Source organism: Bradyrhizobium sp. OK095 (assembly GCF_900109945.1).
Classification (GTDB): domain Bacteria; phylum Pseudomonadota; class Alphaproteobacteria; order Rhizobiales; family Xanthobacteraceae; genus Bradyrhizobium.
This window is the reverse complement of the sequence record NZ_FOBX01000003.1, coordinates 323,859-345,661: the sequence shown is the minus strand read 5'-3', so window position 1 is coordinate 345,661 and position 21,803 is coordinate 323,859. Positions and strand designations below refer to the sequence as shown.

17 protein-coding genes are annotated in these 21,803 nt (G+C 64.9%); 10 read left to right on the top strand and 7 right to left on the bottom strand.

Annotated features, from left to right (window positions below):
• Positions 1–2 precede the first annotated feature (2 nt).
• Genes BMW89_RS10510 through BMW89_RS10495 form a run of 4 tightly spaced genes read left to right on the top strand, consistent with a single transcriptional unit; the run spans position 3 to position 3,397 of the window.
• Positions 3–800, top strand: coding sequence for a transporter substrate-binding domain-containing protein (locus BMW89_RS10510; RefSeq protein ID WP_092025483.1), 798 nt, complete (start codon positions 3–5; stop codon positions 798–800).
• Between the two features lie 58 nt (positions 801–858).
• Positions 859–1,203: a RidA family protein gene (locus BMW89_RS10505; protein WP_018645782.1), complete on the top strand. Its 345-nt coding sequence runs from the start codon at positions 859–861 to the stop codon at positions 1,201–1,203.
• A gap of 58 nt (positions 1,204–1,261) precedes the next feature.
• Entirely contained in the window at positions 1,262–2,293 is a 1,032-nt protein-coding gene (locus BMW89_RS10500) for a succinylglutamate desuccinylase/aspartoacylase family protein (protein WP_092025480.1), read from the top strand.
• A 39-nt stretch (positions 2,294–2,332) separates the two neighbouring features.
• Positions 2,333–3,397, top strand: a complete 1,065-nt coding sequence (locus BMW89_RS10495; RefSeq protein WP_092026281.1) for a LacI family DNA-binding transcriptional regulator — start codon at positions 2,333–2,335, stop codon at positions 3,395–3,397.
• Between the two features lie 9 nt (positions 3,398–3,406).
• Here the strand turns inward: BMW89_RS10495 and BMW89_RS10490 are convergent, their stop codons facing one another.
• Together BMW89_RS10490 and curA are read right to left on the bottom strand one after the other, a co-directional pair.
• Positions 3,407–3,682, bottom strand: coding sequence for a hypothetical protein (locus tag BMW89_RS10490; RefSeq protein WP_092025477.1), 276 nt, complete (start codon positions 3,680–3,682; stop codon positions 3,407–3,409).
• A gap of 160 nt (positions 3,683–3,842) precedes the next feature.
• Positions 3,843–4,865 (bottom strand): NADPH-dependent curcumin/dihydrocurcumin reductase, encoded by a 1,023-nt coding sequence (gene curA, locus BMW89_RS10485; protein WP_092025474.1) that lies wholly within the window; start codon positions 4,863–4,865, stop codon positions 3,843–3,845.
• A gap of 135 nt (positions 4,866–5,000) precedes the next feature.
• Between curA and BMW89_RS10480 the strand changes: the two genes are divergently transcribed.
• Positions 5,001–7,130: a methyl-accepting chemotaxis protein gene (locus BMW89_RS10480; protein WP_244547568.1), complete on the top strand. Its 2,130-nt coding sequence runs from the start codon at positions 5,001–5,003 to the stop codon at positions 7,128–7,130.
• Positions 7,131–7,300: 170 nt separating this feature from the next.
• Complete coding sequence (locus tag BMW89_RS10475; protein ID WP_092025471.1) at positions 7,301–7,759, top strand: hypothetical protein; 459 nt, start codon at positions 7,301–7,303, stop codon at positions 7,757–7,759.
• A 16-nt stretch (positions 7,760–7,775) separates the two neighbouring features.
• Here BMW89_RS10475 and guaB read toward each other — a convergent pair whose 3' ends face one another.
• Entirely contained in the window at positions 7,776–9,266 is a 1,491-nt protein-coding gene (guaB, locus tag BMW89_RS10470) for an IMP dehydrogenase (RefSeq protein WP_092026276.1), read from the bottom strand.
• 394 nt (positions 9,267–9,660) lie between these two features.
• Between guaB and BMW89_RS10465 the strand changes: the two genes are divergently transcribed.
• Complete coding sequence (locus BMW89_RS10465; RefSeq protein ID WP_092025468.1) at positions 9,661–11,151, top strand: MFS transporter; 1,491 nt, start codon at positions 9,661–9,663, stop codon at positions 11,149–11,151.
• Positions 11,152–11,162: 11 nt separating this feature from the next.
• Here the strand turns inward: BMW89_RS10465 and BMW89_RS10460 are convergent, their stop codons facing one another.
• Positions 11,163–14,888 carry a tetratricopeptide repeat protein gene (locus BMW89_RS10460; RefSeq protein ID WP_502686389.1) on the bottom strand — a complete coding sequence of 1,242 codons (3,726 nt, stop codon included), beginning with the start codon at positions 14,886–14,888 and terminating at the stop codon, positions 11,163–11,165.
• A 500-nt stretch (positions 14,889–15,388) separates the two neighbouring features.
• On the opposite strand from BMW89_RS10460, the gene BMW89_RS10455 reads away from it, so the two are divergent.
• Positions 15,389–15,865 carry an OmpA family protein gene (locus BMW89_RS10455; RefSeq protein WP_092025463.1) on the top strand — a complete coding sequence of 159 codons (477 nt, stop codon included), beginning with the start codon at positions 15,389–15,391 and terminating at the stop codon, positions 15,863–15,865.
• Between the two features lie 76 nt (positions 15,866–15,941).
• Here the strand turns inward: BMW89_RS10455 and BMW89_RS10450 are convergent, their stop codons facing one another.
• Complete coding sequence (locus tag BMW89_RS10450; protein ID WP_092025460.1) at positions 15,942–16,640, bottom strand: RlmE family RNA methyltransferase; 699 nt, start codon at positions 16,638–16,640, stop codon at positions 15,942–15,944.
• Between the two features lies 1 nt (position 16,641).
• Positions 16,642–17,712 (bottom strand): Ppx/GppA phosphatase family protein, encoded by a 1,071-nt coding sequence (locus BMW89_RS10445; protein WP_092025458.1) that lies wholly within the window; start codon positions 17,710–17,712, stop codon positions 16,642–16,644.
• Positions 17,713–17,923: 211 nt separating this feature from the next.
• On the opposite strand from BMW89_RS10445, the gene BMW89_RS10440 reads away from it, so the two are divergent.
• Positions 17,924–20,296 carry a xanthine dehydrogenase family protein molybdopterin-binding subunit gene (locus BMW89_RS10440; RefSeq protein WP_092025456.1) on the top strand — a complete coding sequence of 791 codons (2,373 nt, stop codon included), beginning with the start codon at positions 17,924–17,926 and terminating at the stop codon, positions 20,294–20,296.
• A gap of 103 nt (positions 20,297–20,399) precedes the next feature.
• Here the strand turns inward: BMW89_RS10440 and BMW89_RS10435 are convergent, their stop codons facing one another.
• The gene (locus BMW89_RS10435) at positions 20,400–21,200 is read right to left on the bottom strand and encodes a hypothetical protein (RefSeq protein WP_092025454.1); all 801 of its coding nucleotides are present in this window, start codon (positions 21,198–21,200) and stop codon (positions 20,400–20,402) included.
• 104 nt (positions 21,201–21,304) lie between these two features.
• On the opposite strand from BMW89_RS10435, the gene BMW89_RS10430 reads away from it, so the two are divergent.
• On the top strand, positions 21,305–21,796 hold the full coding sequence (locus BMW89_RS10430; protein ID WP_092025451.1) for a YaiI/YqxD family protein: 492 nt from the start codon (positions 21,305–21,307) through the stop codon (positions 21,794–21,796).
• Positions 21,797–21,803: the final 7 nt, after the last annotated feature.

Genomic DNA, 21,803 nt, shown 5'->3' with positions numbered 1-21,803 from the left:
TCATGAGACAATTGAAGTCCCTCTTTGCGATCGCAGCCACCGCGCTCGCAATCATTGCTGCGCCGAACCTTGCTCACGCCGACAAGCTCCAGGACGTGCTCGGCTCCGGCAAGCTCCGCGTCGGCCTGCTGACCGATGCCGCGCCGTGGGGTTTCAAGGACGACAAGGGCGAGATCGCCGGCCTCGATGCCGATCTCGCCAAGCTGATCGCCGCCGACATGGGCGTCAAGCTCGAGCTCGTCCCGGTGACGGGCGCCGCGCGTATTCCCAGCCTGCTCTCGGACAAGATCGACATCCTGATCGCGGGTCTTGGCGCCACGCCCGAGCGCGCCCAGCAGGTGATGTTCTCGCAACCCTATGCGGTGGTTAATCTCGGCGTCTACGGCCCCAAGTCGATTCCGGCCGCGACCGGCAAGAAGCCCGACAATCTCGACGGCCGCAGCGTTGCCGTGGCCAAGGGCTCGACGCTCGACGTCTGGCTCACCGACAACGCGCCGAAGGTGAAGCTGGTGCGTTTCGAGGACACGCCGGCCGCGCTCGCCGCCTACCTCGCGGGACAGGCCGACACCTTCGCCGAGAACAGCGCCATCGCGCTGAAGGTGCAGGACCAGAACCCGACCAAGGAGGTCGAGCTGAAATTCCTGATCCGTCAGTCGCCGGCCCATGTCGGTGTGCGCCAGGGCGAGCAGAACCTGCTCAACTGGATCAACACAGACATCTTCTTCAACAAGCTCAACGGCAAGCTCGGCGCACTGCAATTGAAGTGGTTCAAGGAAGAGCAGACGCTGCCGACGCTGTAAGCCGACACTTGCTCCCGCGCGCGTCGCGGGAGCCACACTTTCACGAGGAGATTTTCAGATGATCAAACGTTACGTCGTGGGTTCGCGCATGAGCCAGGCGGTCGCCGCCGGCGGCATGGTGCACATCGCAGGCCAGGTCGCCGATGACCGCAAGGCCGGCATCGTGTCGCAGACCCAGCAGGTGCTCGCCAAGATCGACGCGCTGCTGAAAGAGGCCGGCTCCGACCGCTCCAAACTGATCGCGGTCAATGTCTTCCTGCCGCACATCACCGACTTCGACACCATGAACTCGGTCTACGACGCCTGGATCGATCCGGCCAATCCGCCGGCGCGCGCCTGCGTCGAAGCCCGCCTCGCCGACCCCGATTTGCGCGTCGAGATGACCGCGGTCGCCTTGCTCTGAAGAGCGCTCCTTCCAACCTTCGGCCGGCGTCGGCGACGACGCGGCCTTGAGGCCTCCCATGCATACCGGACTGTTCCACGACATCGACTTCGAGAAGGACCAGAAATGGTCCGGCCACCTCGGCATTCCCTTCTCGATCGACCGCTCCCCCTATTACCAGCTCAAGATCCCGATCTTCCGGATCAAGAACGGCGCCGGCCCCAAACTTCTCTTGATGGCCGGCAATCACGGCGACGAATATGAGGGCGAGATCACGCTGACGCGGCTGTATCGCCGGCTCGATGCAGCCGCCATCAAGGGCGAGATCACCATCCTGCCCTTCGCCAATTTGCCCGCCGTGATGGCGGCGCGCCGCCGCTCGCCGCTCGACGAGGGCAATCTCAACCGCGCCTTCCCGGGCGATGCTGCGGGCACGCCGACGTTCCGCCTTGCGCACTTCCTCGAGCACGAGCTGTTTCCGCGCCACGACGTTGTCTTCGACATCCACTCCGGTGGCACCTCGATGGCGCACGTGCCCTGCGCGCTGATCGAGCGGCAGGGGCCGCCCGAGATGTTCGGCCACGCGCTGCGCCTGATGGAAGGGCTGGGCATGCCCTTCGCCTTCGTCGCCGAGAACGGCGCGACCGCACCGACCTCGATGGCGGCGACCGCGCGCGCCGGCGCGATCGGGCTATCAGGCGAATTCGGCGGCGGCGGCACCGTGACGCCGCAGACCATGGCGCTCACCGCGCGCGCCGTCGATCGTCTGCTGCTCGCACTCGGTCTGGTTCAGGCGCCGGTGCTGGGGCCGCATGCGCCGGTCGAACGCGCCACCGAGCTGCTGGCGCTGCAAAGCCATGCACAGGCGGTGTTCGCGACGCGGCGCGGCTGGTTCGAGCCCGCCGTCACTGTCGGCGCACGCGTCGCGGCCGGCGACGTCGCCGGCTGGTATCACGACTTCGAGCGACCGGAACTGCCGGAAGAGGTGCTGCGTTTTCCGGCCGACGGCATCGTGATCTCGCAGCGCCTGCACACCGACAGCCAGAGCGGCGACTGCCTGGTCCAGGTCGGCCGTGCCTTGAAGCGTGAGGAGGTTTTGACGACGAGCTGAGTTCGATTAGCCTTGTCTCGCATCACCGATCAGGATTCGATGACCGATCCGGCAAAGCCAGGCTATGACGATGTGGTGCGCATTCCGGCCCCGCCCGGCCGCGCCAGCGCAACCGGACGGCCGCCGCGCATCGCGGAGGTCGCGGAACGCGCGGGCGTGTCGCCGATCACGGTGTCGCGGGTGTTGTGTCATCCCGAGAAGGTCAATCGCGAAACCCGCGAACGCATTCTCGAAGTGATCGAGGCGACGGGCTACGCCTCCAACCCGCATGCGCGCGCACTGCGCTCGGGCCGCTCGAACGTGGTCATGGCCTTCGTCTCCAACATCCTCAGCCAGCAGTTCGGCCTCGCCGTGCGCAGCTTTGCCGCCACGCTGGAGCCTGAGGGTTTTGAGGTGCTGGTCGGCCAGACCTCCTACTCCTATGCCAAGGAAGTCGCGATGATCCAGTCGCTGCGCGGCATCCGCCCCGCAGCGGTGATGTTCACCGGCGTGATCGAGCTCGAGGAGAACCGCGCAGCGCTTGCCGAGCTCGGCATTCCCGTGATCGAGACCTGGGCGTTCCCGCGCGATCCCATCGACATGCTGGTCGGACTGCCCAATGCCGATGCCGGCGCGATGGCGGCGCGCAGGCTGGCCGCGGCCGGTCGCCGCCGCGTCGCCTTCATCGGCCGCAGCAGCGGCCGTGGCGCGCTGCGCCGCGACGGTTTTCGCACGGCAGCGGCGCAGCTTGGGCTCGAAATCGTGCACGAGATCGTCGTTGGAGAGGTCACGGGGCTGGTCGACGGCCGCGCCGCCTTCACTGCACTGCTCGAGCGCAGCGATCCTGTCGATGCCGTGTTCTGCGCCAACGATCTGCTCGCGACCGGCGCGCTGATCGAGGCTCGCGCACGCGGACTTTCCGTGCCGCGCGATCTCGCGGTGCTCGGCTTCGGCGACAACGATGTCGCCGATCAGATCACGCCCGGCCTCACCACCATCTCGTTCGATGCGGCGGCGGTGGGGCGCATCGCGGGCGAGCTGCTGCTGGCGCGCCTGTCCGGCACGCCGCCCGCCGAGCAGCGGCTGGCCGTCGAATTGTTCCTGGTCGAGCGCGGCAGCGTTTGAGCGTTGGACTTAGGCTACGCTCTTGAGATCCTGCTGGATCGCAGCCAGCAGGGATTCCAGCGCGGCGCTGTTCACCGGCTTCGCTTCAGCGATCGCGGGCTGCACAATCTTCACCGGACGCTTCGGGAACGGCGGCGCCGGCATCGCGGCTGGCGCGAAATCGCCCGCCTCCTCGGCGCGCACGAACTTGCCATGGATGACGTCGTCGCGCCGGCCCATGACGAACATCGTCGCCCAATAGCCGGCAGCCAGAAGGATTACGCAGAAAATACCGATCTCAATCATCGCAACACCTGAAATATGCGCAATGATTCAATGCCTTCGTCTAGAGGTCAATGAATGAGCGGTCACACCTGCGGCTTTTGCGGGCAGGTGTGACCGTTTGGTGACTCTTCCTTAACCATCCGCGCCCGGACTGTGGCGCCAATGCAACTGGGCCTTGCAGCTAGGCCTTATCCGGCCCCACCCGGACCAGCTGCTTGCCGAAATTGGCGCCCTTCAGGAGCCCCATGAAGGCGCCGGGCGCGCTCTCCAGGCCCTCGGTGACGAACTCCTTATACTTGACCTTGCCGTCGCGGACCCAACCCGACATGTCGCGCAGGAAGTCGCCATGGCGCGAGGCGAAGTCGGAGACGATGAAGCCACGGAAGGTCAGCCGCTTGGTCAGGGTCGCGCGCATCATCGCACCAGCCCATTTCGGCGGCTTGGCCTCGGTGTCGTTGTAATGGGCGATGAGGCCGCAGACGGGCACGCGCGCAAAGGCATTGAGCAGCGGGAACACCGCCTCGAACACGGCGCCGCCGACATTCTCGAAATAGACGTCGATGCCTTTCGGGCAGACGTCCTTCAGCTTCGCGGCCAGATCAGGATCGCGGTGATCGATGCAGGCATCGAAGCCGAGCTCCTTCACCACGTAGTCGCATTTGTCCTTGCCGCCGGCGATGCCGACCGCGCGGGCGCCCTTGATCTTGGCGATCTGTCCGACGGCCGAGCCGACCGCACCGGAGGCACCCGCGACGACGACGGTCTCGCCCTCTTGCGGCTTGCCGATATCGAGCAGGCCCGTATACGCGGTCATGCCGGGCATGCCGAGCACGCCAATGGACGTGGAGATCGGACCGAGCTTCGGATCGACCTTGATCAGGCCCTTGCCGTTGGAGATCGCGTTCGTCTGCCAGCCGGTACGGGCTCGCACGATGTCGCCCTTGGCAAAATCGGGATTGCTGGACGCCGCAACCTCGCTGACCGCCTCACCCTCCATCACGCCGCCAATCGGCACCGGTGCGGCGTAGGACGGCCCCTCACTCATGCGGCCGCGCATATAGGGATCAAGCGACAGCCAGATCGTGCGCAACAGGATTTCGCCCTGCCCCGGCGCTGGGACAGCGAATTCCTCCAGACGAAAATCAGACGGTTTGGGTTCGCCGACGGGACGCGCGGCAAGAACGATGCGCTTGGCTTGGGACATGGCTTCCTCCAGATTGCTTATTGCCCTGATTTAGAGGGAGCGTCGCGGCGAAGCAAACTCTCGCTCAATTAAGGCTTTGGTCGCGATTTGCGAACTAAAATTGCGTGGTCCTTCCACGACCAAAGAGCCTATCCGGTGCCAGAGCTTTCCCTGCCGTCTGAAAGTTCCTCCAACATCGGGACGAAGGGCGGCATCAGCCTGCGCTGGCGCGTCCTGGCAGGCAATTTGATCACGAGCCTTCTGGCCGTCGCGTTCGCGGGCGCCGTCGCCTGGGGCGGATGGGGCGATCTGCGCAAGCGGGAGGCGGCCGCGCGCTCGCTGACCGCTTTCGAGCTCATAATGAAGGCGAGCAGCCTGGTTCCGACCGAACGCACCGCCTGGTTCGCGGTGGCAACCCCGGTCGATCCCGCCACGCCTGAAAAACTATCAACCCTGGACAAGACCGTCGCCAGCACGGACGCCGCCGTCGCGGCGGCCAAGGCGGCTATTCTCGCGGCGGAGCTGCCGACGAAATCGATCGAAGCGGCCGAGCAGGCTTTGCATCAGCTGCGCAGTGCAGGCCGTCAGGCCGTGGTCCTGCCCAAGCCGCAACGCCCCGCCAACAGCCAGACGGTGATCGTGGATGGACTTGCACGCTCCATCGACGCCCTCACCGCGGCAACAAGCGAGGCCTCGATCAACCTGTCGCGGACCGGCAGCGACATCGAGAACCTGCTGCCTTCGGCGGCGTTGGCGCAGAGCGCACAAAGCATGCGCGCCATCAATGGCGCACGTGCCGCAGTGCTCGGCCTGTTTGCCCGCAACCAGCCCTTGTCGGCAGCCCAGCGCGTCGAGGTGACCGAATTGACAGGTCAGGTCGCGCTGATCTGGATGCAGATCGAGCAGGGCGTGCACAATGTCGGCGATGCGCCGGCGCTCGTGAACGCCATCGACAAGGTGCGCGCGAAGCTGATGACCGAAGGCGAGCCGCGGCTTCGCGAGATGGTCGCGGCCGCACGCGAAGGCCGTCCCAGCCCGATCAGCGAGGCCGAATGGCCCGGCTGGCTCGCGCCGGTCATGAACAGCGTGCTGGGCTTGCGCGACGCCGCCCTGACCTTTGCCCACGACGCCAACGACGCTGCGATCTCACAAGCGCAGATGCGGCTGACCTGGGCGCTCGCGGCCCTGCTGGTCGTGCTGATCGCCTCGGTCGCCGTCGTCATCGCCGTTATGCGCCAGGTGATCAGCCCGCTGGTGCGGCTGACCGGAACGACGCTGCGGCTTGCCGACGGCGAGCTCGACGCTGCAATCCCCGACGGCCATCGCAAGGACGAGATCGGAACGATGGCCAGCGCGCTCCAGATCTTCAAGGACGCGCTGATTGCGAAAAAGCTCGCCGACGAGGATGCCGCACGTAACGCCGAAGCGCAGATCGAACGCGGTCGCCGCGTCAACGTCATCACGCGCGATTTCGAGACCGCGATCGGCGAGATCGTCAGCACGGTGTCGTCGGCAGCAACCAAGCTCGAAGGTTCGGCCGGCACCTTGAACACGACAGCCGATCGTTCGCAGACGCTGACGACCGCCGTCGCGGCTGCGTCCGAGGAGGCATCCGCCAACGTGCAGTCGGTCGCTTCCGCGACCGAGGAGCTCACGTCGTCGGTCAACGAAATCAGCCGGCAGGTTCAGGAATCCGCGCGCGTGGCCGGCGATGCCGTCGAGCAGGCGCGCCGCACCAACGAACGCGTCGGAGAATTGTCGCAGGCGGCAAGCCGGATCGGCGACGTCATCGAGCTCATCAACTCGATCGCGGGCCAGACCAATTTGCTGGCGCTGAACGCGACCATCGAGGCCGCGCGCGCCGGCGAAGCCGGCCGCGGCTTCGCCGTGGTCGCCTCGGAAGTGAAGGCGCTGGCGCAGCAGACCGCGAAGGCGACCGAGGAAATCCAACAGCAGATCGGCAGCGTCCAGACGGCGACACAGGAATCCGTCAGCGCCATCAAGGCGATCGGCGAGACGATCGGGAGATTGTCGGAAATCTCCTCGACGATTGCCGCAGCCGTCGAGGAACAGGGTGCAGCCACGCAGGAGATTGCGCGAAATGTGCAGCAGGCGGCGCACGGCACCCAGCAGGTCTCCGCCAATATCAACAACGTCCAGCAGGGCGCCAGCGAGACCGGCTCGGCCTCATCCCAGGTGCTGACCGCCGCCCAATTGCTCGCCTCGGACTCGAGCCGCCTCAAGCTCGAGGTCGGAAAATTTCTCGAGGCCGTGCGTGCGGCCTGAGGCGGCGCCAACGCCCCCGTCTTCCGGAAAATTTTAAGTGCCGGATTAAGGCCGCGATCAACCCATCCCTACTAGTCTAGGCTGTACCAAGGCGATCACCTCGCCTCTGCCGTGCGCGGCATCATCGGCGGCGGCAAATGTGGTAAGCAAAAATGACAGTTGGACGGGAAATGACTTCGCTGAGGCAGCACGTCGGGCAAATGGCGCTCGCAGCCCCGAAGAGCACGGCATGGAAAATAACGCTCTCCATCATGACTCTGCCGATACTCGGTGTGATCGGCCCCATGCTGTTTGCGTTGCTCAGAGGCGCATCCCTTGATTGGCGGACGGAATCAGGGGGTCTTGGAGCCCTGATCCTCATCTTATTGCCAACATGGATCGCGCTATTTCTCAATCACCGCCACGTCCTGCCGATATTCTTGTCAAACGTCTTCTGCGTCTTGATATCCGTTCTCTGCGCGTTCGACATGTCCGTCCTCAATTGGGCCGGCCTCGACGGCGACGTCTGGTGGTCGTTGCTGGGATGGCAAGCTGCACTAATCTGGTCGTTTATCAACACCAAGCGACCTGACGCCGCGGATTTGGATCACTCCGCGCCGCCGATCTCACCACTAACGATCAGCACATGACCTCGCGTCGGGCGAACTAGCCCCCGCCCGGATAGTTCGGGGCCTCGCGCGTGATGGTCACGTCGTGGACGTGGCTTTCGCGCAGGCCGGCGCCGGTGATGCGGACGAAGTTTGCCTTCTCGTGCAGCTCCTTCATGTCCTTGGCGCCGACATAGCCCATCGCGGCGCGGAGGCCACCGGCGAGCTGGTGCATGACGTTGCCGACCGGCCCCTTGTAGGGCACCTGGCCCTCGATGCCTTCGGGGACCAGCTTGAGCGTGTCCTTGATGTCCTGCTGGAAGTAGCGATCCGCCGAACCGCGCGCCATCGCGCCGACCGAGCCCATGCCGCGATAGGCCTTGTAGGAACGGCCCTGCCACAGGAACACTTCGCCGGGTGTCTCGTCGGTGCCCGCGAGCAGCGAGCCGACCATGGCGATGTCGGCGCCGGCGGCGAGCGCCTTCGCAAGATCGCCGGAGAACTTGATGCCGCCGTCGGCGATGACCGGGATGTCGGACTTCTTTGCAGCTTCGACCGCATCCATGATCGCGGTGAGCTGGGGAACGCCGACGCCGGCGACGATGCGCGTGGTGCAGATCGAGCCCGGGCCGATGCCGACCTTGATGCAGTCCGCGCCCGCATCGATCAGCGCCTGCGTGCCTTCGGCGGTCGCGACGTTGCCGGCGACGACCTGCACCGAATTGGAGAGACGCTTGATGCGGTTGACGGCGTGCAGCACGTGGCGGGAATGGCCGTGCGCGGTGTCGACGACGACGAGGTCGACGCCGGCATCGATCAGCCGTTCGGTGCGCTCGAAGCCGGTGTCACCGACGGTGGTGGCGGCGGCGACGCGGAGGCGGCCCTGCGCGTCCTTGCAGGCGAGCGGATGGGCGACCGCCTTCTCCATGTCCTTGACGGTGATGAGGCCGACGCAGCGATACTGGTCGTCGACGACGAGCAGCTTCTCGAGGCGATGCTGGTGCAGCATCCGCTTGGCCTCGTCCTGGCCGACGTTCTCGCGCACCGTGACGAGGCCTTCATGCGTCATCAGCTCGGAGACTTTTTGCCGGCGGTCGGTCGCGAACCGAACGTCGCGGTTGGTGAGAATGCCGACCAGCTTGCCCGGCGTGGTCTTGCCGGCGCCGGTGACGACGGGAATGCCGGAGATGCCGTGATCGCTCATCAGCTTCAGCGCATCGTCGAGCGTGGCCTCGGGGCTGATCGTGAGCGGATTCACCACCATGCCCGACTCGTACTTCTTGACCAGCCGCACCTGGGCGGCCTGCCCTTCGGGATCGAAATTACGATGGATCACGCCGATGCCGCCGGCCTGCGCCATGGCGATCGCCATGCGGGCCTCGGTGACGGTGTCCATGGCGGAGGCCATGATCGGGATGTTGAGCGGAATGGCGCGGGTGACGCGGGAGCGGATGTCGACCTCACCCGGCATCACGTCCGACAGGCCCGGCTTCAACAGCACGTCGTCGAACGTAAAGGCTTCGCGAATGCCTTGTTGCACCGTGGCCATGTGCCAACTCCTTCCGCGGCCCTGCCGCAAATAGATATGGATGAGCGCCGGCCTCGGCGTACCTTGCGGCATCGCCGGAGAATCGGAGCCCATCGGTGGGGTTGACGCGGGTCGATAGCATGACCGCGTGACGAATCAAAGCAATTCAGCCCGCTGGCCAGCCATGCACAGGCTTTTTAGGTAAATTCAGCGTGGACAACCGGTTCGGCGGAGATGGCTGGGCGGCCTGTGCTGGCGGATCGCGTCGACGACCTCCCGGTGGCGTCGGTCCATCGGGAGTCACACCGTTGTTACGCAGGATTTAGGTGCTATGCGTTGATACGCAATAGTCCCGGCCGAGTGGCGGTGATAAGCCGCCATCCTCGCCCTTCCTGATTTTCATTACCAATCGTTCATGGTCGACAAGCAACGCATCATTCCGCTGATCGTGGCCACTGCTCTCTTCATGGAGAACATGGACTCGACTGTCATCGCCACCTCGCTTCCGGCGATCGCGGCTGACATCGGCACCAGCCCGCTGACGCTGAAGCTCGCGATCACCTCCTACCTGCTGTCGCTTGCGGTGTTCATTCCGGCGAGCGGCTGGACCGCTGACAGGTTCGGGGCGCGGATGGTGTTCGCGATCGCGGTCGGCGTGTTCATGGTGGGATCGATCGGCTGCGCGCTCTCGACCTCGGTCACCGATTTCGTGTTCGCGCGCATCCTGCAAGGCATGGGCGGCGCGATGATGACGCCGGTCGGACGCCTCGTGCTGCTGCGCTCGGTCGACAAGAGCGCACTGGTCAACGCCATGGCCTGGGTGACGATCCCTGCCCTGATAGGACCGGTGATCGGGCCGCCGCTCGGCGGCTTCATCACGACCTATGCGTCGTGGCACTGGATCTTCCTGATCAATATCCCGATCGGGCTGCTCGGCATCTTCATGGCATTGAAGTTCATCGATCCCATCAAGAGCGACGAGCAGGAGCCGTTCGATCTTTACGGCATGGTGCTCGCGGGGCTAGGGCTCGCCGGCATCGCCTTCGGTCTCTCCGTTGCCGGCCTCAATTTGCTGCCGTGGAGCACGATCGCGGCCCTCGTCGCGGGCGGTTCGATCTCGATGACGCTCTATGTCATTCACGCGCGGCGCACCGGATCGCCCGTGCTGGACTTCTCCCTGCTGAACCTGCCGACGCTGCGCGCGGCGATCCTCGGCGGCTTCCTGTTCCGCCTCGGTATCGGTGCGCTGCCGTTCCTGCTTCCGCTCCTGATGCAGATCGGCTTCGGCCTGTCGCCGTTCCGTTCGGGCCTCGTCACGTTCGCCTCCTCGCTCGGGGCCATGGGCATGAAGACGCTGGCCGCGCGCCTCATCCGAACCTTCGGCTTCCGCAATCTGATGACGGTGAACGCGATCGTCAGCGCAGTCTTCCTCGCCGCCTGTGCGCTGTTCACGGTGAGCACGCCGCTGCTGATCATCATGATCATCCTGGTGGTCGGCGGCTTCTTTCGCTCACTCGAATTCACCGCGATCAACACGGTCGCCTATGCCGACGTCGAGCCGCCGCAGATGAGCCGCGCCACCACGCTCGTCAGCGTCAACCAGCAGCTCGCGGTCTCCGCAGGCGTCGCGGTCGGCGCAGCCTCGGTGGAGACGACGATGTGGCTCAGCCATGTCAGCGAGCTCAATGCCACCGTGTTCGCGCCCGCCTTCGTCGTGGTGGCGCTGACCTCTGCGGTGTCGAGCTTCTTCTTCTGGCAGATGCCCGCCGATGCCGGCCACGAGATCTCCGGCCGCAAGGCGGTGGATATTTCCAGCCGCAAGGGCGCCGCAAAGAGCGCCGCGAGCGCCGCCGTCAAGACGGCGACCGAGGACACCCAAAACGTGCGGGATCAGCGGCTCGGGTGAGGCCCGGCGCCTCAGTCCCCTCCACCGACGAGGACGAACGGAGCCCAATATGCCGGATATCCGTTCAGGGGACTGCCTCGATCCTCCATGTACGACAGCATGGCGCGGCGAAGTGCCTCCGATCGGTCGAGCGATCGATCGGCCTGCATGCGGCCAAACGCGTCGGTCATCAGCCTGGTCGCGGCATCCGACGCCAGACCCCAATGCGAGACGATCATGGCCTTGGCGCCGGCATAGAAGAACGCCCTCGCCAGTCCGGTCAGGGCTTCGGCCCCCGGACGATCACCTGCGATCGTGTTGCAGGCGGACAGCACGACGAGCTCGGCATTCAGGTTCAGCGTGCTGACCTCGCTCAACGTGAGCAGGCCGTCGTCGTCCTCGCTGGCGACATCCGGGATGGTCAAGGCAAGCGACGGCTCGGCCAGCCCTTTGACGTCGCCTGCGACCAGGCCGTGCGTGGCAAAATAGACGATCTGGTAATCGGCCAGCGGCCTTCGCTTGACGTTCGCCTCGGAGGCATCCTTTTCGACCAGAATATCGGATTGCGGAACGCCGAGCTTGCGGCCGATGTTCCTCACTTCCTCACCGGAATCGAGCAGCGTCGGTAGCGCCTCGCGCAGCCGGTTTCGATCGACCGAGGCGCCCTGCCAGAAGCTGGTATAGGCCCTGGTCGTCGGCGCGACGCGCTTTCCGGCACTGCCGGCCTCGGCCACAACGCGCCGCCGCTCCGCCGGGTCGAACACCGGATCGCCGAAGGCGATCATGGTTCGCGGCGCAAGGTTGCGTGCTTCCACACTACGCGTGGTACCCAGATTTGAAATCGAGGGCACGATCTTCACGGCAGACCTGCGGATCAACCAAGGTTGCTCGCGATATATCGCGACGTCCTTCAGTGCGAGCGCATCAACTGCCGGTTTTTCAGTGACCAGCAGATGGAAAGGAAGCGACGTCAACGGGCCGTCCGGGATCACGCTGATACGGGCCTTGCCCCCGACGATCGCTTCAACCGGACCGAGCAGGGCGGCGTAGAGGTCATAGGCTCGCCCGAGGCTGAACAGATCGGGCTTGCCGCCCAAGGCGGAAGCCCTGAACGCTTCGGGGTCGAGTCCGCGGCGAAACGCCTTCACCTTCTCCGAAAGCGCCGGCACGCCGTCCGTGAGCGCGCCCCATCCGAACGAGTCCTTGCTCACGGCAAGCACCAGCCCGCCCTTGTCGCCGGTCACGTAGATGACAACCGCCTCGTCGCCCTGGAGCCGCCGCTGGATATCGGCGACGTCGAGCGGCCGCGGGTCGACCAACGCCTTGTATCGCGGGGCGAGCTCGTCGACCTTCTTGTTCACCTCGGCGAGCTGGGTTTCGAGCTGGGTGATCTTGTCGCTGACATTCCGGAAACCGGCCTTCTCGTCATGCAAGGCGGTATCCGCGGTACGCGCCGCAAGGATTTGATTTCGTTCGGTGTCGAGCGCGGCCAACTGCAGCGTGATATCCTGGCTCGTCCGGATCAGTCGGGAGGCTTCGGCATCGCCACCTGCGATGCGCGCCGACGCCTTCTGAATGGCGCGCGAGGCGGAGGACTGCCCGGCCCGCTGGATCGCCGAGAGGGCCTCGTCGAAAAACTCCTTTTGTTGCGACGGCGATGCCGCGGCCGCCGAATAGAGCAACGCAGCATGGTCCTTGAAGAGTTGCGCCCGCCGTGTCGGCATGTCTTCCCGGACTGAGCCCGAGCCGCCGGCTCCCTCGCGCTCCGAAAACTCGGTCGTGGAGCGGATCGCGAGCCGGGACGCGCTCACGGCGTCATCGATCCGCCCCTGACGGCGATAGACCTCCGACATCCTTTGCAACGAATCCGCGACGTGAGGATGGCGCTCACCGAGCGAGGCGAGGCTGATCTCGATAGACCGAACGAGGGCGTCGGCGGCATCTTGCTGCCGGTCGAGGCGCTGGTAGACGCCGGCCAGGTCGTAGAGCGCACGGGCAATCTCGGGATGTCCCTTGGGCTGGACTGCTTCCCGGATGGCGAGCGCCCTCTGCTGCAACCGCAGCGCTTCGTCGTAATTGCCTGCCTTCTCCATCGCCTCGCGCAACAGCGACAGGCTGTAGGCGACGTCCGTGGATTGCTCGCCGAGAGCGGCAATCCGCAGCTTGAGGCTCTCCTTGAGAATCGCGATGGCGCCGGGGACGTCACCATTCACCAGCTTGATGCTGACGACATTGTTCTGAATCGGAATGCCGTCGAGATCGTCAGGACCAAAGACCTGGCGTCGGATGTTGGCGGCCTCCTCGAACAGGGGCTCCGCCTCGGCAAACCGCCCCTGCTGAAAGTACACGTCTCCCAGATTGTTGATGCCCCACGCAGTTTCCGGATGCCCGTGTCCCTGCTCTTTCTCGCGATATGTGATCGCCTTCTTGTAGAATTCGATGCCCTCGTCATACTTCCCCAGCCTGACCAGCACGGCTGCGAGCCTTTGCATCGTATCTCCGAGCGTTATGTTGGACACGCCGCGGTCGGCGAGATTGATCGACAGCGCCCGCCTGAGCAATTGCTCCGCCTCGTCATAGCGTCCGACTTCGCGGTAGAAAGCCGAAAACGATCTCAGGCTTGAAGCAACCTCCGCGCTATCCGCGCCTCGAAATTGTTCTTTGAGCGTCAGACCTTGTCGGTGCAATCGCTCGGCCTCGGCGTAATTGCCCCGCCGCCTCTCGACCCAAGCCAGATTATGAAGAACACCGATAGTTTCGCTCGCTTCTGCACCCTTGGCGTGACTGAGAATCGATTGTGCCTTCAAGTAGAGAACCGTCGCTTCGTCATATCGTCGCTGGTTGACGAGAGTTCCGGCAATGTCTTCCAGGATAGAGCCCGCATCCGCAGATTCTTTCCCAGCGCGGCCCTCTTCGACCTGAAGCGCCTGCCGATAATAGCCCTCCGATGCGGCATAGTCGCCCAACTTGCTGCTCGCCCAACCCAATTTCCGCGAGCGAGCGATTGCGTTGGCCTGCACTGACAGATGGCCTTTGTCGACCGCGACCGCCTTCTTGTAGTAGTCGAGCGCGCTACGATAATCGCCCAATGCAAAAACGGTGTCGCCCACGCCCATCAGGGCGGCGCCGTAAAGAAAATTATCCTCGCCAACGGCCTGCCGGGCCTCCTCGATGAATTGGGGGGCCGCACGCAAAACTTCCCTGTACTTGCGTTCCCCATATATCTTTCCAAGAGCAGCGTACCGCGCGCGAAACTCCTTCTCTCGGTCACTCGTGAGCTTCGATAGAAACGAAGTGATCTGGGTCTGTTCGGTCGCGATCAGCCCGGTCCCGTTCGGATCCAGCGCTCGCCGCGCAAATGCCCCCGATTGCTCCCTGTCCTTCAGGTCATCATAGACGAGAGCGAGGTTGGCGAACGTCCACCTCAGGGCCATCGGCGGCACGTCCTTGCTGCGCTCCCGGATCGCAAGCGACCGCCGGAAGAACTCCGCGGCCTGCGCATATTTTCCGGTGGCGCGATTGACCATGCCGAGATTGTGGAGCGTCTGCGCCGTCTCCAGGTGTTCCTTCCCCAGCGACTGCTCGCGCAATTGCAGGGTACGCGTCAAAAGCTGTTCGACCTGATCGTATTTCTTCTGCTGGAGATAGATGTTGGAGAGGTTGAACAGGGTCCAGGCGAGGTCCGGCTTCTTGCCCTTCGTCTCCCGAATCGTCTTGGCACGGAGATAGAAGCTCTCCGCCAGATCGAGCTTGCCCATCCGTTGATAGACCAGCGCAAGATTGTGCAGGGCGGCGCCGTAGGCCTCGCTGTCCGGACCGGGCTTGACCTTGACCGCGGCCTCGAACTGCTCGCCCTCACGCAACGCGGTCGGATAGTCGCTCGCGGCAAGCGCAAGCTGGTAGCGCTTGATGATTGCGTTGAGATCCACATTCGCCGCCGCGACCGGCGCGCTTGGCTTGTCGAGGGCGACAGCACCGCCGACCTCAGCGACACAGGGCAAGACGCCTGCCAACAGACAAATGATCCACTTTTCAGCGCGCATCTCGTCCCCCTGGCACCTGTCCTAGTTGCGCGACTCGCCCGATGCAATTCTTATCGGCGCGCGGGGCAAGCAAATTTGCCCGCGCAGCACCGCCCCGCCCCGCATTCCACCGGGTGAATAGCGGATTCCACGCCGTTTTCTGTGATGCAAATCACGGACGGTGACATCTTTAGGCGCGTCACTCAATCCGGTAACGCGACGATTTGGACGGCCCCATGATGCGTTTCAGCTTGTCGATCCTGATGCTGCTTGCCGCGGCGTGCACCTCGATGGACCGAGCGGCTGCGGACAGCGAGAAAGACGTCCTCGATGCATTGCAGGCAAAGCGGCCGATGCGGTGCCCCGTTGGGAGCCATTGCCGCGATCAGCCCGACGTGACGATCCGCTTTCGGACCGGATCGACCGAGCTGACGGGCGAGGCATCCTCCACGATCGCCACATTTGTCGATCGCTATCGGAAATCGACCGGCAAGTCTGCGATCACGCTGACCGGATTCGCCGACGCGCTTGGCCCGGCGGGTTACAATGCCGGCCTGTCGCGCCGCCGCGCGCTGGCCGTTCGCAGGATTCTGGTCGACAAATACGAACTGTCCGCCGGCGCGATCGACATCGTCGCCGGTGGTATTCGCCATGAGGGAGTCGTTTCCGCTGATGACCGCATTGCGATCGTCAGCATCACGCCGCGACAGTAATCCTCGAGATCGCGGCAAAACCGATCGGGGTGACGCGAACGGCAGAACGTCGGGCCTGTGACGGCCCGCGGCGATGTCAGGCTACCGTCCCGCCCCGAAACCCCGTCGCGAGCACGTAGCGCTCCGAGGAATCCGCACGGCTTGCGGCCGGCTTGACGTGACGCACCGTGGCAAAATCGCGCTTGAGCTGGGCGAGCAGATCGGCGTCGGCGCCGCTCTGGAATGCTTTTGCCAGGAACGTGCCGCCGGGCTTGAGCACATCGCAGGCAAAGGCGGCGGCGGTCTCGATCAGGCCAACGATGCGGAGCTGATCGGTCTTGCGGTGGCCGGTGGTGTTGGCGGCCATGTCGGACATCACGACGTCCGCGCCGCCGTCGAGCATGGCCTTGAGCTTGTCCGGCGCGTCATTGTCCATGAAATCGAGCTGAGCGAACTCGACGCCGGCAATCTTGGGGATTTCCAACAGGTCGATCGCGATCACCTTGCCCTTGCCGTCGACGGAGCCGACGCGCTTGGCAGCGATCTGGCTCCAGCCGCCTGGCGCAGCACCAAGGTCGACCACGGCCATGCCGTGCTTCAGCAGCCGATATTTGTCGTCGATCTCGAGCAGCTTGAATGCCGCGCGCGACCGATAGCCCAGCGCCTTCGCCTTGACGACATAGGGGTCGTTGAGCTGCCGCTCCAGCCAGAGCTTCGACGACAATTTGCGCTTGCCGCCGGTCTTGACCTTGGTCTTAACCTGGATGTGCAAGCGGCCGGTGGTGTCCTTGGCCATCTCACCAGCTCCTGAGCACGCCGTCTTCGCGCATCATCTCGACCAGCATGCCTTCGCGCAGGCCTCGGTCGGCGACGCGCAGGCGCGGCAGCGGGAACGCGCTCCTGATAGCATCGAGGATGGCGCAGCCGGCCAGCACGAGATCGGCACGCTCGACGCTGATGCAGCTGTTCGCGGCGCGCTCCTCGTAGCTCATGCCGAGCAGCTTGTTGATGGTCGCGGTGAGGTCGGAATCGTTCATCCAGATGCTGTCGATGCGGCGGCGGTCGTAGCGCGCGAGGTTGAGATGGATGCCGGCGAGCGTCGTCACTGTGCCGGAGGTTCCGAGCAGATGCATATCCGCGAGATCGCCGCCATGCTGTTCGGCGAACGGCGCGACGTGGCGCGCGACCTCACGCTCCATCGCGGCGTAAATCTCCGGCGTCACGTCGCGGCCGCCGAACTGCTCGGCAAGCGTGACCACGCCATACGGGATCGACATCCAGGCCTTTATGCGCGGCTCCGGATTGGCGGCATCGCGCTCGATCCGCACCAGCTCGGTCGAGCCGCCGCCGATATCGAACAGGATCGCGCCCCTCCCCCTGGGATCCACCAGCGGCGAGCAGCCGAGCACAGCGAGCGAAGCTTCGGTCCCGCGGTCGATCACCTCGAGCTCGATGCCGGTCTCGGCCGCGACGCGGCTGCGGAAGTTTTCAGCGTTCGAGGCCGCCCGGCAGGCTTCGGTCGCGATCAGCCGCAAGCGCCTGGCTTTGCGCAAATTGATCTTGTCGCGGCAGATGCCGAGCGCGACGATGGCGCGCTCGATCGCGGCCTCGCTGATGCAGCCGGTCGACGAGACGCCCTCGCCGAGCCGGATGATGCGCGAAAAGGAATCGACCACGCGAAAGCCATCGCTGGTCGGACAGGCGATCAGGAGCCTGCAATTGTTGGTGCCGAGGTCCAGCGCCGCATAGACGCCGGTTCCCGCTTGCGCGGGGACGGCCGGTTCGGGGGCCAACGCCACCGCCGCCATCGACCCCTCCAGCTCACCGTGCGGCGCATGGCCGTCGCGGAGCCGCGTGTGGTCATTCATACAAAACTGTCTTTCCGCGGCCGGTCGGGCCGGTCTGGAATTGATTTTTCGCCTGAAACCTTAGCAGCGCGGCGGGTATGCGCAACAACGCATCACATGGGACCATGCCCATTCGTGCGTTGTCGTGAACGGGTCCGTGGGTTATCTCAGAGGACCCGGTCCCCCAAAGCGCCCACAAAACGCGCAATTGCCGGCTTTTCAGGTTATTTCCATGCAAGAACACACCAAATCGTCCACGCTCGAAAACGCCATTGCACTGCAAAAATACGGCGTCGGGCAGCCGGTCCGCCGCAAGGAGGACGACACGCTGGTGCGCGGCAAGGGCCGCTACACCGACGATTTCAACCTGCCCGGCCAGGCCTATGCCGTGGTCGTCCGCTCCACCCATGCCCATGGAATCATCCGCAGCATCGGCACCGACGCCGCCAAGGCGATGCCAGGCGTGCTGGGGGTGTGGACCGGCAAGGACCTCGATGCCGCCGGCTACGGCCCCTTCACCTGCGGCCTGCCCCTGAAGAACCGTGACGGCTCGCCCCTGCTCCAGACCAACCGCCAGCCGCTGGCGACCGACAAGGTCCGCTTCGTCGGCGATCCCGTCGCCTTCGCGGTGGCGGAGACGCTGGCCCAGGCCCGCGACGCGGCCGAGGCCGTCGAGCTCGACATCGAGCCGCTGCCGGCGGTGACCGATCCCGAGGACGCCACCAAGCCCGGCGCGCCCCAGCTCTACGACCACATCCCGAACAACGTCGCGCTCGACTACCATTATGGCGACATGGACAAGGTCAACGCCGCCTTTGCCGGCGCCGCCCATATCACCAAGGTCGACATCGACAACACCCGCGTCGCCGTGGTCTCGATGGAGCCGCGCGTCGGCCTTGCCTCCTACGACAAGACAACCGAGCGCTACACCATCCAGATGCCGACGCAGGGCGTCGCGGGCAACCGCGCCAACCTCGCCAAGAATCTGAAAGTGCCGAACGAGAAGGTGCGCATCCTCACCGGCAATGTCGGCGGCTCCTTCGGCATGAAGAACGTCAACTATCCCGAATACATGTGCATCCTGTATGCGGCGAAGGAACTGGGAAAACCGGTGAAGTGGCTCGATGAGCGCTCGACCAGCTTTCTCTCCGACAGCCACGGCCGCGCGCAGAAGATCCATGCCGAGCTGGCGCTCGACGCCGAGGGGCATTTCCTCGCGGCAAAGCTCTCGGGCTACGGCAATCTCGGCGCCTACATCACCGGCGTTGCGCCCGGCCCGCTCTCGCTCAACACCGGCAAGAACTTTTCCAGCGTCTATCGTACGCCGCTGATGGGCATCGACATCAAGACGGTGCTGACCAACACCACGCTGATGGGCGCCTATCGCGGCGCCGGCCGTCCCGAGGCGAACTACTACATGGAGCGGCTGATCGACCGCGCCGCCGACGAGATGGGCATCAACCGCCTGACGATGCGCAAGCGCAACTTCATCAAGCAGAGCCAGATGCCGTTCGCGGCGTCCTCCGGCGTCACCTATGACAGCGGCGACTTCCAGGCGGTTTTCACCAAAGCACTCGAAATCTCCGACCACGAGAACTTCGCCAAGCGCAAGAAGGAGAGCAAGAAGGCCGGCAAGCTGCGCGGCATCGCTGTCGGCTCCTATCTCGAGGTCACCGCACCGCCGAGCCCCGAGCTCGGCAAGATCGTGTTCGATGCCGATGGCTCCGTGCAGCTCATCACCGGCACACTCGATTACGGCCAGGGCCACGCGTCTGCATTCGCGCAGGTGCTGTGCTCGCAGCTGGGCGTGCCCTTCGACAGCGTCAAGCTCGTGCAGGGCGACAGCGACATCGTCCACACCGGCAACGGCACCGGCGGCTCGCGCTCGATCACCGCGAGCGGCATGGCGATTGTGGGCGCTGCCAAGCTCGTCATTGAAAAGGGCAAGCGCGCCGCCGCGCACATGCTGGAAGCCTCCGAAGCCGACATCGAATTCGCCGACGGCAGTTTCACCATCGCCGGCACCGACCGCAGCATCGACATCATGGAGCTCGCCAGGAAGCTGCATGACGGCAAGACGCCGGAGGGCGTGCCTGACAGCCTCGACGTCGACCACACCAGCGATCCGGTGCCCTCGGCCTTCCCGAACGGCTGCCACGTCGCCGAGGTCGAGATCGATCCTGATACCGGCGTGGTGCAGATCGTGCGCTACAGCGCGGTCAACGATTTCGGCACGGTGATCAACCCGATGCTGGTCGCCGGCCAGCTTCATGGCGGCGTCGTCCAGGGCATCGGACAGGCTCTGATGGAGCACGTCCGCTACGACGAGAGCGGCCAGCCGATTACGGGCTCGCTGATGGACTACGCGCTGCCCCGCGCCGAGGACGTGCCGTTCATGGAGGTCGGCGATCACCCGGTGCCGGCCACGACCAATCCGCTCGGCAGCAAGGGCTGCGGCGAAGCCGGCTGCGCCGGCAGCCTGTCGACGGTGGTGAACGCGGTGGTCGATGCGCTGTCGGACTACGGCATCAAGCACATCGACATGCCGCTGACCCCGGAAAAGGTGTGGCGCGCGATTCAAGATGCGAAGGGGGCGGCGGCGTAAGGGACACTCGCTGCTTCCTCAACCCCTGCTGTCATCAACCGCCTTGTGCGCAATTGCGCACTGGAGCGGGGAATGACAGCGAATATGCGGACGCGCTGCGCCCCTACGCCGCCGCCTGCTCGCGCGGCATGTAGATCGCGGTGTGCTGGCAGTGCGCCAGCGGCGTCGTGCCGTTGGCGACGACGAGTGCGTCCAGCTCGACGAAGCGGTGGCCTTTCTTCTCGTAATTCGCGGTCACCTTAGCCTGCGCGGTGATCTCGTCGCCGGCGCGTGCCGCTGACAGGAGCTGCATGCGGCTGCCGACGTGGATCCACGGGCCCAGAATGGTGTTGTCGACCAGCACGCGGTTCATGACCCGCTGGATCAGGCCGGGATGGCCGAGCCCCTCGCGCGCGAAGACCGGATCATTTTCCCTGACATCGGCGAGATAGCCGGTCGCATCCTGCCCGGCCCAGCGGCGCGGCATCGTGCCGAGCCATTTTCCTGTCTCGAACGTCGCGGGACTGACCGGCTTGCGCTCGGCCACAGGCGGGACCGCGACATAGTCGCTCAATGACACCATCGGCGCCACCGCCGGCAGCGAGGCCGTTCCGGTCGCGCAGAGTTCGGTGCGGCTGAACACCTCGATCGTGAGCAGGCCGTTGTGCTCGGTGGCATCGACGTCCGCGGTCTCGCCGTCATAGACCGGCTTGATGAAGCGGGCCTCGACCAACCCGCGCGACAGGAAATCTCGGCCCCAGCGCGCCACCGGCACGTGCATCATATAAGCGAAAACATCGACGCCGGGGACCAGCCCGCCGGAAAAGCCGAAGCGGCGCGCCACATTGTCGTCGTGCATCTTGTTTTCGGACTGTTTTGCGGTGTTGTAGGCCTCGACACGCCAGGTTTCGAGCCGGTTCGGCATGCTGGTCTTCCCTGTTTTCTTGTTGTTCCAAGGCGATCGTAGGCCCCAGGGAAACAGGGTCAATCCCCTCGCCTTTGTGGCCCGGATGGGGTACCACGCCGCGAATGCCTGACACCCCCACCCGCATCTACGTCGACGCCGACGCCTGTCCCGTGAAGGACGAGATTTATCGCGTCGCCGGCCGGCACGGCTTGCCCGTGAGCGTGGTCGCGGGCAATTTCATCCGCGTGCCGCAGGATCCGCTGATCGAGCGCATTGCCGCGGGTGCCGGGATGGATGCCGCCGACGACTGGATCGCGGAACGCGCGGGGCCCGGCGATATCGTCATCACCTCGGATATCCCGCTCGCGAGCCGCTGCGTGAAGGCCGGCGCCGATGTGATTGCATCCAACGGCAAGCCGTTCACCGAGGAATCGATCGGGATGACGCTCGCGGTCCGCAACTTGATGACGGATTTGCGCTCGGCGGGCGAAGTCACGGGCGGTCCGAAATCGTTTTCACCACGCGACCGCTCGACGTTTCTGTCGACGCTCGACCAGACCATCCGCCGCATTCAGCGCCGCCGCGCCGACCAGGCCGCAACAAGACAGGACTGAGACACCG